General features: G+C 72.4%; 14 protein-coding genes. 12 read left to right on the top strand and 2 right to left on the bottom strand.

Annotation, left to right across the window (positions count from 1 at the left end):
- Window position 1 precedes the first annotated feature (1 nt).
- The 8 genes from ACG01O_RS13375 to ACG01O_RS13340 all read left to right on the top strand — a co-directional run bounded on the left by ACG01O_RS13375 (window position 2) and on the right by ACG01O_RS13340 (window position 8,662).
- Entirely contained in the window at window positions 2-997 is a 996-nt protein-coding gene (locus tag ACG01O_RS13375) for a GlxA family transcriptional regulator (protein WP_394385346.1), read from the top strand.
- The gene (locus tag ACG01O_RS13370) at window positions 994-2,016 is read left to right on the top strand and encodes an arginine N-succinyltransferase (RefSeq protein ID WP_394385344.1); all 1,023 of its coding nucleotides are present in this window, start codon (window positions 994-996) and stop codon (window positions 2,014-2,016) included. Before ACG01O_RS13375 ends, ACG01O_RS13370 begins: the two co-directional genes overlap by 4 nt.
- Window positions 2,013-2,672 carry an arginine N-succinyltransferase gene (locus tag ACG01O_RS13365; protein ID WP_394385342.1) on the top strand — a complete coding sequence of 220 codons (660 nt, stop codon included), beginning with the start codon at window positions 2,013-2,015 and terminating at the stop codon, window positions 2,670-2,672. Before ACG01O_RS13370 ends, ACG01O_RS13365 begins: the two co-directional genes overlap by 4 nt.
- Window positions 2,673-2,854: 182 nt before the next feature.
- On the top strand, window positions 2,855-3,550 hold the full coding sequence (locus tag ACG01O_RS13360) for a response regulator transcription factor (RefSeq protein WP_394385340.1): 696 nt from the start codon (window positions 2,855-2,857) through the stop codon (window positions 3,548-3,550).
- Between the two features lie 10 nt (window positions 3,551-3,560).
- On the top strand, window positions 3,561-4,952 hold the full coding sequence (locus ACG01O_RS13355; RefSeq protein WP_394385338.1) for an ATP-binding protein: 1,392 nt from the start codon (window positions 3,561-3,563) through the stop codon (window positions 4,950-4,952).
- A gap of 101 nt (window positions 4,953-5,053) precedes the next feature.
- Window positions 5,054-6,712: a YHYH protein gene (locus tag ACG01O_RS13350; protein ID WP_394385336.1), complete on the top strand. Its 1,659-nt coding sequence runs from the start codon at window positions 5,054-5,056 to the stop codon at window positions 6,710-6,712.
- A gap of 21 nt (window positions 6,713-6,733) precedes the next feature.
- On the top strand, window positions 6,734-7,339 hold the full coding sequence (locus ACG01O_RS13345; protein WP_394385334.1) for a hypothetical protein: 606 nt from the start codon (window positions 6,734-6,736) through the stop codon (window positions 7,337-7,339).
- Between the two features lie 9 nt (window positions 7,340-7,348).
- Complete coding sequence (locus tag ACG01O_RS13340; protein ID WP_394385332.1) at window positions 7,349-8,662, top strand: hypothetical protein; 1,314 nt, start codon at window positions 7,349-7,351, stop codon at window positions 8,660-8,662.
- Window positions 8,663-8,804: 142 nt separating this feature from the next.
- Here the strand turns inward: ACG01O_RS13340 and ACG01O_RS13335 are convergent, their stop codons facing one another.
- Window positions 8,805-9,371: a hypothetical protein gene (locus ACG01O_RS13335; RefSeq protein ID WP_394385330.1), complete on the bottom strand. Its 567-nt coding sequence runs from the start codon at window positions 9,369-9,371 to the stop codon at window positions 8,805-8,807.
- A gap of 323 nt (window positions 9,372-9,694) precedes the next feature.
- Window positions 9,695-9,955: a hypothetical protein gene (locus tag ACG01O_RS13330; RefSeq protein WP_394385328.1), complete on the bottom strand. Its 261-nt coding sequence runs from the start codon at window positions 9,953-9,955 to the stop codon at window positions 9,695-9,697.
- A gap of 142 nt (window positions 9,956-10,097) precedes the next feature.
- Here ACG01O_RS13330 and ACG01O_RS13325 point away from each other — a divergent pair, with 142 nt between their 5' ends.
- The 4 genes from ACG01O_RS13325 to ACG01O_RS13310 are packed head-to-tail and all read left to right on the top strand — an operon-like array spanning window position 10,098 to window position 16,323.
- Complete coding sequence (locus tag ACG01O_RS13325; RefSeq protein WP_394385326.1) at window positions 10,098-11,705, top strand: metallophosphoesterase family protein; 1,608 nt, start codon at window positions 10,098-10,100, stop codon at window positions 11,703-11,705.
- Between the two features lie 8 nt (window positions 11,706-11,713).
- The gene (locus ACG01O_RS13320) at window positions 11,714-13,327 is read left to right on the top strand and encodes a metallophosphoesterase family protein (RefSeq protein WP_394385324.1); all 1,614 of its coding nucleotides are present in this window, start codon (window positions 11,714-11,716) and stop codon (window positions 13,325-13,327) included.
- 36 nt (window positions 13,328-13,363) lie between these two features.
- The gene (locus tag ACG01O_RS13315; protein ID WP_394385322.1) at window positions 13,364-14,776 is read left to right on the top strand and encodes a metallophosphoesterase family protein; all 1,413 of its coding nucleotides are present in this window, start codon (window positions 13,364-13,366) and stop codon (window positions 14,774-14,776) included.
- Window positions 14,773-16,323 carry a metallophosphoesterase family protein gene (locus ACG01O_RS13310; protein WP_394385320.1) on the top strand — a complete coding sequence of 517 codons (1,551 nt, stop codon included), beginning with the start codon at window positions 14,773-14,775 and terminating at the stop codon, window positions 16,321-16,323. The genes ACG01O_RS13315 and ACG01O_RS13310 overlap by 4 nt, the downstream gene beginning before the upstream one ends.
- The last annotated feature ends 1 nt before the right edge of the window (window position 16,324 follow it).

Genomic DNA, 16,324 nt, shown 5'->3' with positions numbered 1-16,324 from the left:
CATGACGCCGCCCCCACCCCAGCGCCGAGTGGCCCTGCTGCTGCAGCCGGGCTTCTCGATGCTGGCGCTGGCGGGTGTGCTGGACAGCCTGGCCGCCGCCAACGAGTTGCAGGACGAGGTGGTGTGGCGGGGCGAGTGCGTGTCGCTGCCGGGCGGGCCGGTGGTGGCCGCCAACGGCGCGCCGCTGCACACGGTGCCGCTGCCGCCCGAGGCCGACTGGCACGCGGTGTTCCTGATCCAACCCGACGCCACCCCGGTCGAACCCGCGCTGGCCGCGCAGTTGCAGCGCTGGGCCGCCGAGGGCCGCGTGCTGGCCGGGCTGGATGCCGGGGCCGCCGCGCTGGCCGCCTGCGGCCTGCTGGACGGCCAACGCGCCTGCGCCGACTGGCCGCTGCTGGACGGCCTGGCCGACGCCCACCCCGCGGTGGCCTGGGCCAACGGCTTGTGGGAGATCAGCCCCGACGGCCGGCGCCTCACCTGCGCCGGCGGCCTGGCCAGCCTGGACCTGTGCGGCGCGTGGCTGGCCGCGCAGCACGGCGAGCGCCTGGGCCAGGAGCTGGCGCAGTGGCTGGGCCTGAGTGGCCTGCGCCCGCGCGACGAACGCCAGCGCGCCGGCTACAGCGAGCGCCGTGGCGCCGGCAGCCCCAAGCTGGCCGAGGCGCTGGCCTTGATGGACGCCAACCTTGCCGAACCCCTGCCCACCGAAGAAGTGGCGCAGCTGGTGGGCGTGTCGCGCCGGCAGCTGGAGCGGCTGTTCAAGCAGCACCTGGACACCCTGCCCTCGCGCCACTACCTCGCCCTGCGGCTGGCCCGCGCACAGCGGCTGCTGCAACAAAGCTCGCAGTCCATCCTGCAGATCGGGCTGAGCTGCGGCTTCTCGTCGGGCTCGCATTTCTCCAACGCCTACAAAAGCCACTTCGGCCACACCCCGCGCGATGAACGCAGCCGCCGGGCCCTGGCCTGGCGTGGCCCCGCCTCTTCCGGAGACACCCCATGAACCACCTGCTGCTGCGCCCTGTGGCCGAGGGCGACCTGGCCGCCCTGCTGCGCATGGCTGCCGCCAGCGCCGACGGCATCAGCTCGCTGCCCAACGACGAAGCCCAGCTCGCTGCCCGCATCGCCGCATCGCTGCAATCCTTCGGCAGCTCGGACGACGCCAGCGGCGAAGAGACCTACCTCTTCGTGCTGGAAGACACCGCCGCCGGCCGCGTGGTGGGGTGCTCCGGCATTGCGGCCAGCGCCGGCTTCTTCGACCGCTTCTACAGCTACCGCAACGAGTTCGTCGTGCATGCGAGCGCGGCCCTGGGCGTGTCGCAGCGCATGCACACCCTGCACCTGTGCCACGACCTGACCGGCGCCACGCTGCTCACCTCGTTCTACCTGGACCCGGCCTACGAGCACGGCCCCGCCGCGCAGCTGCTGTCGCGCGCCCGGCTGCTGTTCATCCGCGCGCATGCGAACCGCTTTTCCGAGCGCATTGCCGCCGAGAGCCCCGGCATCACCGACGCCGCCGGCCAAAGCCCCTTCTGGGCCGCCGTGGGCCAGCGCTTCTTCGGCATGGACTACCCCCAGGCCGAGCGCATCGTGGGCGGCCGCAGCAAGGCCTTCATCGCCGACCTGATGCCCCCGTCGCCCATCTACGTCGCCCTGCTGCCCGAACCCGCCCAGTGGGCGCTGGGCCAACTGCACCCGGTGGGCGAGCTGCCGTTTTCCATCCTGCAAGACGAGGGCTTCGACGCCGACACCTACGTCGACATCTTCGACGGCGGCCCCACGGTGGAGGCGCCCCTGGCCTCGCTGCGCAGCGTGCGCCTGGCGCGTGACGCCACGGTGCACGACACCGCCGCTCCGGGCCCGCGCGAGGCCGTGTTGCTGGCCTGCACCGACCGCGCACGCTTTCGCGCTGTGCTGGCCGAGGCCGGCGCCACCGTCGACGCCCCCACCGCCGCCCGCGTGGGCGCACGCCCCGGCGACCGGCTCGTCGTGACCCCGCTGCACCCGGAGGTGGCCGCATGAGCCCCGTGCGCATCACCCCCGAGGCCACCGGCCTGCGCCTGGCCCTGCCCGACGGCATCGCGTCGCTGCGCCTCGTGCCCCGCCTGGGCCTCACGCTGCCGCGCCACCACTTCCGCCTGGGCCGCGTGGTGCATGCGGCGGCCGAGCTGAACCTCTTCCGCGTGCAGACCACGCTGCTGCTGGGCAACGACCACACCGGCCACGCCGAGCTCACCGACCTGCACACCGCGCCCGGCATGCCCCCCGCCGAACAGACCGAGGCCCTGGGCCGGCTGATCCAGGCCGCGCAAGCCCAACTGCGCGAACGCCCGGCCGACTTCGGCCCCTGGCTGGTGGCCGAACTGCCCGGCTGGCTCAACGCCCACGGCCACTCGCCCTTCTGGCAAGCCCTGGGCGCACGCTTCTACGCGGGTGACCCGGCCGAGGCCGAACGCCGCCTGGGCCCCGACTGGCGCAGCCACCTCGCCGCCCTGCTGCCGCGCCAGACCGTGTACCTGTCCTTCCTGGGTGCCGAGGCCGAAAGCCGCGTGCTGCAAGTGCCCGAGGCCCACCAGCCCGCGCTCACCGCCCTGCGCGCGGCGGGCTTTCACCCGCCGGTGCATGCGCGCATCGATGACGGCGGGCCGGTGCTGGCGTGGCCGGGAGCACCGGCGTAGCGAAGCGCGCCTGCACCGCCCTTCACGGGCGGCGCCCGGTTCATGACGCAGATGTCACGGACGCCGGCGCCCGGATTCCTAGCATGCGAGCCCATGGGGTGGCCGGGCGCCCTGCGGCGCCTTGTCTTGCCCAACAATCCCGCAACGCCTGGCGGCCCTGAGCCCAGACATCACCGCGCACCATGAAGCTCTTGCTCGTCGAAGATGAACCCAAGATCGCGGCCTTCGTGAGCGAGGGGCTGCGCGAGCGGGGCTTCAGCGTGACCCACGCCGACAACGGCCGAGACGGCCACGCGCTGGGCCTGCAACCCGGCTTTGCCGCCATCGTGCTGGACCTGATGCTGCCCGGCCGCGACGGCCTGGACGTGCTGGCCGACTGGCGCCGCAGCGGCGTCACCACGCCCGTGCTGCTGCTCACCGCACGCAACGAACTGGGCGACCGCCTGCAGGGCCTGGGCCTGGGTGCCGACGACTACCTGGCCAAGCCCTTCTTCGTGGAGGAACTCGCCGCCCGCTTGCAGGCCCTGCTGCGCCGCGTCAGCGGCGAGCGCCAGCAGCGGCTGCAGGTGGGTGAACTGGTGCTGGACCGCATCGCCCGCACCGTGCAGTTCCGCGAGCAGATGGTGGAGCTCACCAGCCGCGAGTTCAGCCTGCTGGAGTACCTGATGCGATCGCCCGGCCAGGCGCTGACGCGGGCGCAGATCCTGGAGCACGTGTGGGGCTACGACTTCGACCCCAGCACCAACGTGGTGGACGTGTGCATCAAGCGCATCCGCGCACGCTTGAGCTCCGCCCAGGCCGACAGCGGCGTGCCCGAAGCCGAGCAGGCGCAGTGGATCGAGTCGGTGCGCGGTGTGGGGTACCGGTTCCGTGCGTGAGGCGGCGCGCATGCCCTGGCAGGGCAGCTTTCGCTGGCGGGTGTTCATCGTCACCATGGCCACGGTCGGGCTGGCCATGGGCGCGGTGCTGTGGGTGGGCGGGCAGCAGGCCTTGTCCAACGCCCGGCAGCGCCTGGACGAACGGCTGTGCATGGAGGGCCGCCGCCTGGCCGACCCGGGCGGGGTGGCCGCCGGCCGCGAGCGCTGGGAGCGCCTGGGCCCCGACATCGCGCAGAAGCTGCAACTGCACGGCGCGCACGAGCTGCGCATGCGAGTGCGCACCGCAGACGGCAGCGTGGCCCTGCAGTCACCGGGCCCCTGGCCCGAGGGCGGCGGCGTGGCCGAGGCCGACGCGGTGCTGGGCCCGGCCGACCCGCGCGGCGCCTGCACGCTGAGCCGCCTGCAGGTGGACGGCTCGTCCTGGCATCTGGCCCGGGTGCATGGCCGCAACCAGCTGGCCGAACTGGCGGCCGACCCGGCGGCCCTGTCGCGCGAACTGCGCGGCGACCTGCTGCAAGCCCTGGCCCGCGTGGCGCCACTGGCCCTGCTGCTGGCGGCACTGTGCGCGTGGCTGCTGTCGGGCATGACGGTGCGGCCGCTGCTGCGCCTGCAGGCTTCCATGCGGCGCATCCGCCCGCAGGCACTGGACGAGCGCCTGCCGACCGCGCGCGAGGACCGCGAGTTCCGCGCGCTGATCGACACCTACAACACCATGCTCGACCGGCTGGAGGCCAGCTTCCACCAGGCCTCGCGCTTTTCGGCCGACGCCGCTCACGAGCTGCGCACGCCGCTGACCATCCTGCAAGGCAAGCTGGAGCAGGCCATCCGCCGCACCGAAGGCCGTGCCGTGCAGGAGGAGCTGGGCGAGGTGCTCGAGGAGGTGGCCCGGCTGGCCACCATCACGCGGCGCCTGCTGATGCTGTCGCAGGCCGACGCCGGCCAGCTGCCGGTGCGGGCCGACACCCTGGACCTCAGCGACATGCTGCAAGACCTGATGGCCGACGCCCCGCTGCTGGACGACGAGGTGCCGCTGCACAGCAGCATCCAGGCCGGGCTGCAGGTGCGCGGCGACGCGGCGCTGCTGCGCCAGGTGTTCAACAACCTGCTGAGCAACGCGCTGCGCCACGGCACCCGGCCCGGCTGGGTGCGGGTGCGCGCCGCGGCGCTGGAGCAAGGCGTGGAGGTGGTGTTCAGCAACCACGCGCCGCCGCTGGACGCGATCCAGCGCAGCCAGTTCTTCCAGCGCTTCTTCCGCGCCGACGCTGCGCGCAGCCGGCAGGTGGACGGCACTGGCCTCGGCCTGAGCCTGGTGCGCGAGATCGTGCGGGCGCACGGGGGCGAAGCCCAGTTGCTGCCCAGCGCCGAGGACGAAGTGCACCTGCGCGTCTGGCTGCCGCGCTGACGCGTGCGGCGACCGGCTGCATGACGCCGATGTCATGCGCGGCGGACGGCGGCTTCCTAGCATGGGCTCATCTCAGCCATGGGCCGCACGACATGACCTCCTTGACCGCTCCCCGCCCCCGTTCGCTTGGCGCCGGCGCGCTGCTGCTGGCCGGCGCCGCCCACCTGCTGTCGGCCTGCGGCGGTGGGGGCAGTGCCCCCGCGCCAGCCCCCACACCCACGCCAGCACCCGTCCCGGCACCCGCGCCAACGCCGGCGCCCACCCCGTCGCCTGCGCCCGCACCCACGCCGGCACCCTCGCCTGCACCGACCCCTGCACCGGCGCCCGCCCCCGGCTTCACGCTCACCAGCAGCGTGGGCGCCGAGGGGGCCGCCCTGCCGGCCGACTACACCTGCGACGGCACCGGCTCCAGCCCGGCGCTGAGCTGGACCGGCGCGCCTGCCGGCACGCAGGAGTTCGCGCTGCTCATGACCACCCTGCCGGGCGACGGCAGCACCAAGTACAACTGGGTGGTCTACCGCATCGCCGCCAGCCGCAGCGGCCTGGCCCGCGATGCCTATGGCGTGGCCCGTTTCGGCGTGGGCAGCGACGGGCCCATGGCCGCCTACCAGCCGCCGTGCTCGCAAGGGCCGGGCAGCAAGGTCTACACCTTCACGCTGTACGCCCTCTCGGCCGCGCCCACGCTGCCGGCCGGCTCCGTGACGGGGGACACGCTGCTCACCGCCCTCACGCCGCTCACGCTCGGCAAGGCCACGCTCAACCTCAACTACGCCCGCAGCAGCAGCTCGCCCGGCAACGCCACGGCGTGCGTGAACGTGCGCAACTCGCTGAACGCCTCCACCACCGGCCGCGCGCAAGCCAGCTGCGACGCCAGCTACGCCTACATCGCGTCAGACGGCCTGGCCACCCATGCCATGATGGACGGCATCACCGCCACCAACTTGCAGGTGCCCACCGCGCAGCACTTCTTCGGCACCAACGCCTGGCGCATCCCGCTCAACCCGGTGGCGGCCAGCAGCCCGGTCAGCGCGACGGACGGCCCCATCGGCGTGGCCGTGAACGGCGTGCCCATCTTCAACCCCTGCAAGCAAGGCGGCTGCCAGAACGGCGACACCAAGGTGCTGGGCGAACTGGATGTGTGCAACGGCCACGCCGGCCGCGCTGACGACTACCACTACCACGCCGCCCCGGTGTGCCTCATGGCGGGCAAACCTTCCAGTTACTGGGACACCCACCCGCTGGGCTGGGCGCTCGATGGCTACGGCATCTTTGGCTACAACGACGCCGATGGCCGCGTGGCCGCGCGTGACGGCCAGTGCGGCGGCAACACCAACGCGGTCAGCAACGCCCCGGCCGGCTACAGCTACCACGTGACCGACGCCGCCCCCTACGTGCTGAGCTGCTTCCACGGCGTGCCCAGCCCCGACCTCGCCGGCCAGGCCGCCAAATACACGCCCATGCGCCAGCCGCCCGTCACGCCCTTTGCCGTGAGCGCCATGACGCTGGCCACCGAGGCCGCCACCGGCGCCCAGGTGCTGCAGTTCACCAGCGCCCGCAGCTTCACCACCACCGCAACCGGCAGCGACAGCTACGCCAACACCCCGGGCACCTACCGCATCCGTTACGTGGCGCTCAGCGGCACCGAGCTGGAAACCCAGCTCGCCCTGCCCGCCCACCAGGGCCGGTCCGCCTGCTGGCGCTTCGAGTTCAGCACCAGCGCCGGCGTGGCCACCCAGCCGGCCACCGTCTACTGCCACTGAACACGGCCACCGAGACCCACCATGACCCCTCGCCAACGCCTCACCCTCACTGCCCTGCCCGTGCTGTGCGCGCTGTGGCTGGGCCTGCACGGCCGCGCCCAGGCGCATGAGCTGGAGCACGACCGCCTCACCGTCGTGCAGCGCGAGCCCCGCCACCTGAGCCTGCAGTTCTACGTGGAGCCGCTGGGCCTGATGCAGCGCACCCTAGCGCCCCAGCAGCCCCGGGCCGAGTTCCTGGCCGCCCTGGTGGCCCAAGGGCCGGCCGAGACCGAGAAGGCCTGGCAGCAGGTGCAGGCCCGCTTCACCGATGCACTGCAACTGCGCCTGGGCAGCACCCCGCTGCGGCTGAGCGGCTGGCGCTTCCCCAGCGGCAAGAACCTGCACGCCCAGCTGCAGCAGCGCCTGATGCGCCAGACCGTCACGCCCCAGGCCCATGTGCATGAAGAACCCGCCGTGATCGCCGTGGAAGCCGTGGCCGACCGTGACATTCCGAACGACCTCGACACGCGCAGCAGCCCCCTGACCGTGGCGCTGCCGCCCGCGCTGGAGCCGCTGATGCTCGTCAGCTATCGTCCGCAGCAACGCTGGGTGGACGGCAAAACCGGCCCCGTGCCCATCGCTTTCTGAGTGCGCCCCATGACGCTCCGCCACCCCCTTCGTCACGCCCCCCGCCGCCAGTTGCTGGCCTGGGCTCTGACCGCGGCCCTCCCCCTGCCGTGCGCCCTGGCCCAGCCGGCCGACGAGCGCCCCGCCCGCCCGCCGCGCCCGCCGCCCCCGGGCGAGCGCCAGCGCTACTCGCTGGAGCAGGCGATGTCTGACCGCGCCCAGCTGCACACCCTCGCCTTCAGCGGCCTGGCCTTCCTGACCGGCAACTTCGCGGCCGACACCTTCCTGCCGCCCGGCAAGGTGTCCGACTACTTCGGCTTCCAGTACCTGCGCGACACCGATGCCGTGGAGGGCGGCCACAGCCCCGCCTTCCTTACCCGCATCGCGTTCAACACGCTGGCCATCCTGAGCCCCGAGCAACGCGCCGTGCTCATCGACGCCGCCCGCGCCCAGGCGGCCGACGTGCGCCGCTTCGGCCTGCTGCGCCTGCCCCTCATCAAGGCCTTCCGCCAGACTCTGGAGCGCACCGGCCCGGCCGCCCGCAGCCCGCTCAACCGCAGCGCCGTGCTCGCCCACTCGGCCGCGCTCTACGCGCTGGACGGCCAGATCGCCTGGGCCCGCGCCGAGGCCATGGCCCGCGTGATCCGCTCGCTGAGCCCCACCCAGCGCGAGCAGTTCGCGCGCCTGAAGTTCGGCGACTCCCGCACCTGGCCCGACGCCCCCGAGCCGCCCGAGCGCCGCAGCCTGCCGCACGAGCTGGACGTGGCCCTCATGACCCACGCCAGCGAACTCTTCGCCTGGCAGGGCGGCGGCCTGGACGCCGACACCTACTTCTGCCCCGAACGCCACGCCATGTACTTCGGCGGCTTCGGCCTCAAGACCGCGCCCGCCCTCGGCAAGCAAGATTTCTCCATCAGCACCGCGCTGACCGGCGACGCGGGCGCCACGTTTTTGAGCCTGCTGTCAGGCCCGCAACGCGCGCTCGTGGAGGCCCTGCCCGAACAACAACGCGCCACGCTGCAGGAGATCGCCACGGTGCGCCGCCAGATCGCCACCGAGCTGCGCCGCCTGCTCACCGGCGAGCCCGCCGACCGGTCACGCGTGCTGGCGCTGTCGCGCCGCTACGGCGAGCTCGACGGCGACCTGTCCTTCCGCGCAGCCCAGGCCTTCGCCCAGATCGGCCAGACCCTGACGCTGAGCCAACGCACCGAACTCCAGGCCCTGCGCGACCGCAGCCCCCACGACGCCCGCGACCCCAAGGGGCCGTTCCTCTACGCCGCGCCGCTGGATGCGGCGGGGGTGGCGGAGGCGGAGAAGACGGGGGGGTTGTTTGGGGGTGGCTGAAGGGTGCGGGGGCGGCGGGTGGGGCGGTGGTGCGGCCTGTTGTGTTGGGCTGAAGGGCTCTTGTCGGCCAGGAGCGGTCGTCGGCGTCAAAGGCACCACTGTCTGAATTCGGCGAGGAGCTGCCGATGGGCGGTGCCCGCCGCTATCTGCAGTGCCCCAGCACCTTGCGCATTTCCTGGACGAATCGATCGGCGACTTCTCGACCCGTCTCGTCGTCCGCCAGGTATCCGGTCGTTACCTCCACAAAGTGGCTGTTCATGGCCAAAAGGTAGACGCTCCAGACCTTCACCCCCTCGTCCGACTCCGAGGTGTAAGCGGTCCAGAGGAATTGCGGGCCGCAACCCGGGTATGCGGTCCGCCTCGGATCGCTCGGCCCGATGAGATCAGGCCCGCGGCCGTTTGGCAGCTTACGTTCGATCTTGGCAATGCGTTCGCCGAACTCGCCCCTGATCGCAGGCGATTCGATGCCGTCCGGGATGGGCTCGGCGCCACGGACGTTTACCGTGACGAAACCAGACGTGTGCTCCGAGTCGTCACTAAGCCAACCGTAGTTGGCACCTCTTTCCGTTTGCACTGATCGAGTCGAGAGGACAAGGGACATGCCCGCGACCTTGTCAGGCAGAGCCAATCGCAAGGCTGGCTCGAAGGTGTCGGCGCGGCACGCACCTGTGAGCGCCACTAGGACGAGCGAACTAATCAGCTTGTGCATGGGGGCGACGAAACAGTGCTGAGGCAAAAGAGCTAGACGTCAGCGCGGGATTGTCCGCTCTCGCGGCGCTGCCGTCGTTCAGTTCAATTGCCTTGCCGACCGCTCAGCCCGGTAGGTTGGGGTGAATTCACGAACCCCAACCCGGGTCTTTAAGGCGAGACAGGCGTGGCCCGACGGGTCGCGGGCTTCGTTGGGGTTCACTGCGCTCACCGCCAACCTACGGGCCTTGTGGCGTGCGGGGCCGGCCTGGCTGGCTCGCTCACCGAGTCGGGTGAAAGCGACGGCGAAGCCAAGCGTGCCGTCGTTGGCTGCGGCCACCGGGCTCAATGCCCCGCCGTCTGGCCCTTCCCCGCCGCCCGGTCGGTGTCGAGCTGCTGCTTGTCGGCCTGGATCGCCGCCTTGTCGGCCGCGACGGCGGTTTTGTTGCCGGCGGCTTTGTCGGCCTTGAGCTGGGCTTTGTCGATGGCGAGTTTTTGCTTGTCTTGCTGCACGCCGGCTTTGGCAGCGGCGTGGGTGCCAGCCAGCGCAGGCAGGGTGGCGGCGCTCACGGCCAGGATCAGCGAGGAGGCGAGGCGAAGTGACATGGGGTGACGCCAAGTTCGTGGATGGAGCCTGAACTTCAACCCACCTGCGCCGCGGCTGCATGACCGTGCTGTCAGAAACGCCCGGCGGCGGCTGACGAATTTGTCATTCAGCGCGGGGCGGCGGTTCCTAGCATCCGCGGCCATGATGAAGACGCCGCTGCCGCTTGCCCCCACGTTGCCGGAAGGCTGCCCCAGGCCCTGGGCGGCGGGGGCCTGGGTGCTGGCCTGCGCCCTGGCGGTGAGCGCCTGCGGCGGTGGCAGCTCGGCCCCCACGCCCGCACCCACGCCCGCACCCACGCCAACCCCTGCGCCCACACCGGCGCCCGCCCCAGCCCCGGTGCCTGCGCCGGCGCCATCTCCTGCACCTGCACCTGCCCCCACGCCCGCACCGACACCCGCACCGGCGCCCGGCACCAGCAGCTTCACCGGCAACGTGGTGCTGGGCAGCCCCAGCGCCACCAGCATTCACGCCAACGTGTTCTCGCCCGATCAGGCCGGCCAGGTGTGGGTGGCCTACGGAACGGTGTCGGGCCAACTGGACCGCAAGACGGCGCCCGTGGCCCTGGTGGCGGGTGAGCCGGTGGATGTGCTGCTGGACGGCCTGGCGGCGAACACGCGCCACTTCTACCGGCTTTACTTTCAGCCCACGGGCGCGGCCAGCGGCGAGCCGGGCACGGAGTACAGCTTTCAAACCGCGCGGCCGGCGGGCAGCAGCTTCAGCTTTGCGGTGCAGGGCGACTCGCACCCCGAGCGGCTCAAGACGCAGTTCGACCCCGACCTCTACACCCGCACCCTGCTGACCGTGGCGGCCGACCGGCCGGACTTCTACGTGATGCTGGGCGACGACTTCAGCGTGGACACGCTGGACCCGGCCACCATCAACGCCGCGCAGGTGACGGGCCGCTACACGCTGCAGCGCCCCTACCTCGGCCTGCTGGGGCGCCAGGCGCCGATCTACCTCGTCAACGGCAACCACGAGCAGGCGGCCGGCTACCTGCTGGACGGCACGCCCAACAACGTGGCGGTGTGGGCGCAAACGGCGCGCAACGCGCACTACGCGCAGCCCGCACCCGACGCCTTCTACAGCGGCAACACCACGCCGGTGAATCACATCGGGCTGCTGCGCAACTACTACGCCTGGACCTGGGGCGACGCGCTGTTCGTGGTGATCGACCCCTACTGGCATTCGCCGGTGGCGGTGGACAACGTGTTCGGCAACGGCGCCAAGCGCAGCGAGATGTGGCAAGTGACGCATGGCGACGCGCAGTACCGCTGGCTCAAGGCCACGCTGGAGGGCAGCCGCGCCAAGTACAAGTTCGTGTTCGCCCACCATGTGATGGGCACCGGGCGCGGCGGCGTGGAGCTGGCCAAGCTGTGGGAATGGGGCGGGCAGAGCGCCAACGGCAGCTTCGACTTCCCCACCCAGCGCCCCAGCTGGACCGAGCCGCTGCACCAGCTGATGGCCCGCACCGGCGTGAGCATCTTCTTCCAGGGGCACGACCACATCTGGGTGCGCCAGCAGCTCGACGGCGTGACCTACCAGACCGTCTCCGAGCCCGCCGACCCGAACTACACGCTCTGGAACGGCGACGCCTACCTGAGCGGCGACAAGTTCCCCAACAGCGGCTACACGCGGGTGAACGTGACGCCCACGGGCGTGAAGGTGGAGTACGTGCGCACCTTCCTGCCGAAGGACGAAACGGCCACCCAGCTCAGCGGCAAACCCGTCTTCAGCTACACGCTGCCCTGACCCTTGCCATGAACCCCGCCATGAGCACCACCATGAGCCCAGCCCCGTCACCTCGCCGCTCCGCGTGGGCCCACCCCGCCGCCCCGCTGCTGCTGGCCGTGGCGCTTGCCAGCGGCTGCGGTGGGGGTGGCAGCAGCGCGCCCGCACCTACGCCTGCACCCGCCCCCACCCCGGCACCCACCCCGGCACCAACGCCTGCCCCCAGCCCTGCGCCAAGCCCTGCGCCCACTCCGGCGCCCAGCCCAGCGCCCGCCCCTGCCCCCACCCCGGGGGCGGCCTTCAACGGCAGCGTGCTGCTGGGTGCGCCCACGGCCAGCACGGTCACGCTCAAGCTGCTGAGTGCGGACCAAACCGGCTCCCTCGTGGTGGCCTACGCGCCGCAGGCCGGCGGGGCTGAATTGCAGAGCGCGGCAGTGGCTGTGAAAGCCGGCGAGGTGGCCAGCCTCACGCTGGGCAACCTGCAGGGCGACACGGCCTACCGCTACCGGCTGCTGTTCACCGCCACAGGCGCCGGCAGCGCCACGGCCAGCCCTGACTACGCCCTGCACACGGCCCGGGCCGCCGGCGCGAGCTTCAGCTTCACGCTGCAGGCCGACTCGCACCTCGACGAAAACTCCAGCCTCGCGCTGTACCAACGCACGCTGGACAACGTGCTGGCCGACCGGGCGGACTTCCACATCGACCTGGGCGACACCTTCATGACCGAGAAGCACAGCGACCCGCTGGCGGCCCTCGTGCAGATGGCGCCCGACGCCGCCACCGTGAACCGCCGCTACGCCTACGAGCGGGTGAACTTCGGACGCTTCAGCCACTCGGTGCCGCTCTTCCTCGTCAACGGCAACCACGACGGCGAGCTGGGCTGGCTGGACACCCGCACCGCCCAGGCCCTGCCCGCCTGGGCCACGCAGGCGCGGCAGACCTACTTCGCCAACCCGCAGCCGGGCTTCTTCTACCGCGGTGACACCCAGCCCGACCCCATCACCGGCACGCGTGCCGCCTGGTACAGCTGGCAGTGGGGCGACGCGCTCTTTGTGGTGCTGGACCCCTACTGGAACAGCACCGCCCAGGCCAGCAAAGACGGCTGGAACCTCACCCTGGGCGAGCGCCAGTACCGCTGGCTGGCCGACACCCTGGCCACCAGCACCGCGGCCTACAAGTTCGTCTTCCTGCACAACCTGGTGGGCGGGCTGGACGGGCAGATGCGCGGCGGCGTGGAGGCCGCGCCCTTCTTCGAGTGGGGCGGCAAGAACTTCGACGGCAGCGACGGCTTTGCGGCGCACCGCCCCGGCTGGGCCGCGCCCATCCACACCCTGCTGGTGCAGAACAAGGTGACGGCGGTGTTCCACGGGCACGACCACCTCTACGCCCGCCAGCAGCTCGACGGCATCGTCTACCAGGAGGTGCCCCAGCCGAGTGCGGCCAACACCAGCAGCGGCGCCAGCCTGGCCCAGGCCTACCACTACACCAGCGGCACCATCGCCAGCAGCTCGGGCCACCTGCGCGTGACCGTGAGCCCCGCCGGCGTGACCAGCGAGTACGTGCGCGCCTGGCTGCCCAAGGACGAGACCGCCACGCGCAAAAATGCGCAGGTGGACGACCGCTGGACCGTGCCGCGCCCCTGAAGCCCCGCACACTCGGCCGCTGACACGCCCCACCCCATGCCGCGACGCCTGCGCCCCCTCCTGCTGATGGCTGCTGCCGGGCTGCTGCTCGCCGCCAGCCACGCACAAGACGGCCGGCCGCGCGGCCGGCCCGGGCCGCCGCCCGAGCGCCAAGGCCCGGCGCACCAGCCCGCCCCCTTCACCGCCCAACCCGAGGTGGACGTGGTGCCGGGCCGGCCCGAGGCCACGGCCGTCACGCTCAGCCTGCGCGCCGCGCGGCGCGACGAGGCCGTGGTGCTGCGCTGGCAGGCCCGCGAACCCGACGCGGCCGGCGGCGAGCGCCGCCTGACGCTGCGCCAGGGCGAGCCCCTGCTGCTGCGCCTGGACGGCCTGGCCGCCGACCGGGCCTACCGCTACGAGCTACGCGCCGAGGATGGCCGCACGCTGGCCCAGGGCGGCTGGCACACCGCGCGTGCGGCCGGTGCGAGCTTCACCGTCACGCTGACCGCCGACTCCCACCTCGACCAGAACACCGACCCCACCCTCTACCAGCGCACCCTGGCCGCAGCCCGCGCCGACGCGCCGGACTTCCACATCGACCTGGGCGACACCTTCATGGTGGACAAGCACGCCAGCCGCGAGGCCGCCGCCGCGCAGTACGCCCAGCAGCACCACTACCTCGGCCAACTGGGCCTGCCGGTGTTTCTGGTGCTGGGCAACCACGACGGCGAAGAGGCCAAGCTGCGCCGCGGCTCCGACAGCCTGGCCGACTGGGCCAACGCCATGCGGCGCCGGCATTTCGCGAACCCCGAGCCGGGCTACATCTACACGGGCGACGAGACCCGCCACCCCGACGGCGCCCGCCTGCAGGACTACTACGCCTGGACCTGGGGCGACACGCTGTTCGTCGTGCTCAACCCCTACTGGCACGGCCCCACCGGGCGCAGCGACGACCGCTGGGGTCTGTCGCTCGGCGAGGCCCAAACCCGCTGGCTGCGCGACACCCTGCAGCACAGCCGCGCACGGCACAAGCTGGTGTTCGTGCACCAGTTGCTGGGCGGGCTGGACCGCCAGGGCCGCGGCGGCGTGGAGGCCGCCGGCTACGGCGAATGGGGCGGCCGCAACGCCGATGGCAGCGACGGCCTGGCAGCCCACCGCCCCGGCTGGGCCGAGCCCATCCACGCGCTGCTGCGGCGCACCGGCGTGACGGCCGTGTTCCACGGCCACGACCACCTCTTTGCCTGGCAGAGCCTGGACGGCATCGCCTACGTGGAGGTACCCCAGCCCGGCCACAGCGGCCCGGGCCACACCCAGGCCGGCGCCGACTACGGCTACCGCAGCGGCGTGGTGCGCGGCGAAGGCGGCTACCTGCGCCTGCGCTGCACGCCGGAGCGCGTGATCGCGGAATACGTGGCCACCGAAGGTGCCAGCCCGCGAGTGCTGCACCGCGCCGAACTGGGGGCGCCATGAAGCGGCACCTGCCCCGGCTGCTGTGGGCCACGCTGCTGGCCGTGGCGGCCCACACCGCGTTGGCCCAGGCCGACGACGACGGCGCCCGCCGCCGCGGCCCCACCGAGAAAGCCGAACGAGGCGAACGCGGCGGCAGGGGCCGACAACCCGCGCTGGTGCTGCCCGCCGATGTGGCCGCGCTGGACCGCCTCTCGGTGCTGCTGGGCCGGCCCACGCGCGACAGCGTGACGCTGAACGTGCTGAGCGCCGACCGCCTGGAAGCCGTGGTGGAGTTTGCGAGCGAGGGCGAGGCCGCCTGGCGCCGCACACCGCTGCGCCAGCTCGAACCCGGCGAGCCGGCCGAGATCGAACTCACCGGCCTGGCCCCGGGGCGGGCGCAGCGCTACCGGCTGCTGTCGCGCCGCGTGGGCGCTGAGCGCTTCGACACCGGGGCGGAGCACGCCTTCCACACCCAGCGGGCACCGGGCGAGGCGTTCAGCTTCGCGTTGCAGGGCGACAGCCACCCCGAGCGTGGCCACCAGTTCGATGCGGCGATGTACGCCCAGACCCTGCGCGCCGCGGCGGCCGATCGGCCGGACTTCTACCTCACGCTGGGCGACGACTTCAGCGTCGACACCCTGCCCGAGCTGAACGCCGCCACCGTGACCCAGCGCTACCGGCTGCAGCGCCCGTTTCTCGCCCTCGTGGGGCAAAGCGCGCCGGTGTTTCTGGTCAACGGCAACCACGAGCAGGCGGCCGCCGCCAACCTCGACGGCACGCCCCACAACGTGGCGGTGTGGGCCCAGAACGCACGCAACCGGCTCTACCCCCAGCCCGCGCCCAACCGCTTCTACAGCGGCGACACGCTCGAAGTGCCTCACATCGGCCTGCTGCGCGACTACCACGCGTGGACCTGGGGCGACGCGCTGTTCGTGGTGATCGACCCGTACTGGCACAGCCCCCAGCCGGTGGACAACGCGCTGGGCTCGCGGGACAAAGGTGGCGACAAGGGCGGTGACACGGGGGGCAGCAAGGGCGGCCGTGACCTCTGGAACAACACCCTGGGCGAGGCCCAGTACCGCTGGCTGCGTGAGACGCTGACGCAAAGCCGCGCCAAGTACAAGTTCGTGTTCGCCCACCACGTGCTGGGCACCGGGCGCGGCGGCGCGGGCCTGGCGCGGCTGTACGAGTGGGGCGGCCAAGACCGCCGCGGCCGCGACGAATTCGCCACCCGCCGCCCGGGCTGGCCCGAGCCCATCCACGCGCTCTTCGTGCGCACGGGCGTGACGATTTTTTTCCAGGGCCATGACCATGTCTCCGCCCGCGAGACCCTGGACGGCGTGATCTACCAAACCGTGCCCGAACCCGCCGACCCCCACGAGGCGCTCTACTTCGCCGAGGCCTACCCCGGCGCGGTGGTGCACCCCAACAGCGGGCACCTGCGCGTGAGCGTCGATGCCCAGCGGGTGCGGGTGGACTACCGGCGCACCGCACCGCCCGGGGCCGCACCCGCGTCCGGCCCGACCTCGCGCGCGGACTTCAGCTACGAGGTGCCGGCACGGCGCTGAA

This window comes from Pelomonas baiyunensis (assembly GCF_043555935.1).
GTDB classification, from domain to species: domain Bacteria; phylum Pseudomonadota; class Gammaproteobacteria; order Burkholderiales; family Burkholderiaceae_C; genus Pelomonas; species Pelomonas baiyunensis.
Note: the sequence above shows the minus strand (reverse complement) of the source record. Positions and strands in the feature narration are given on the sequence as shown.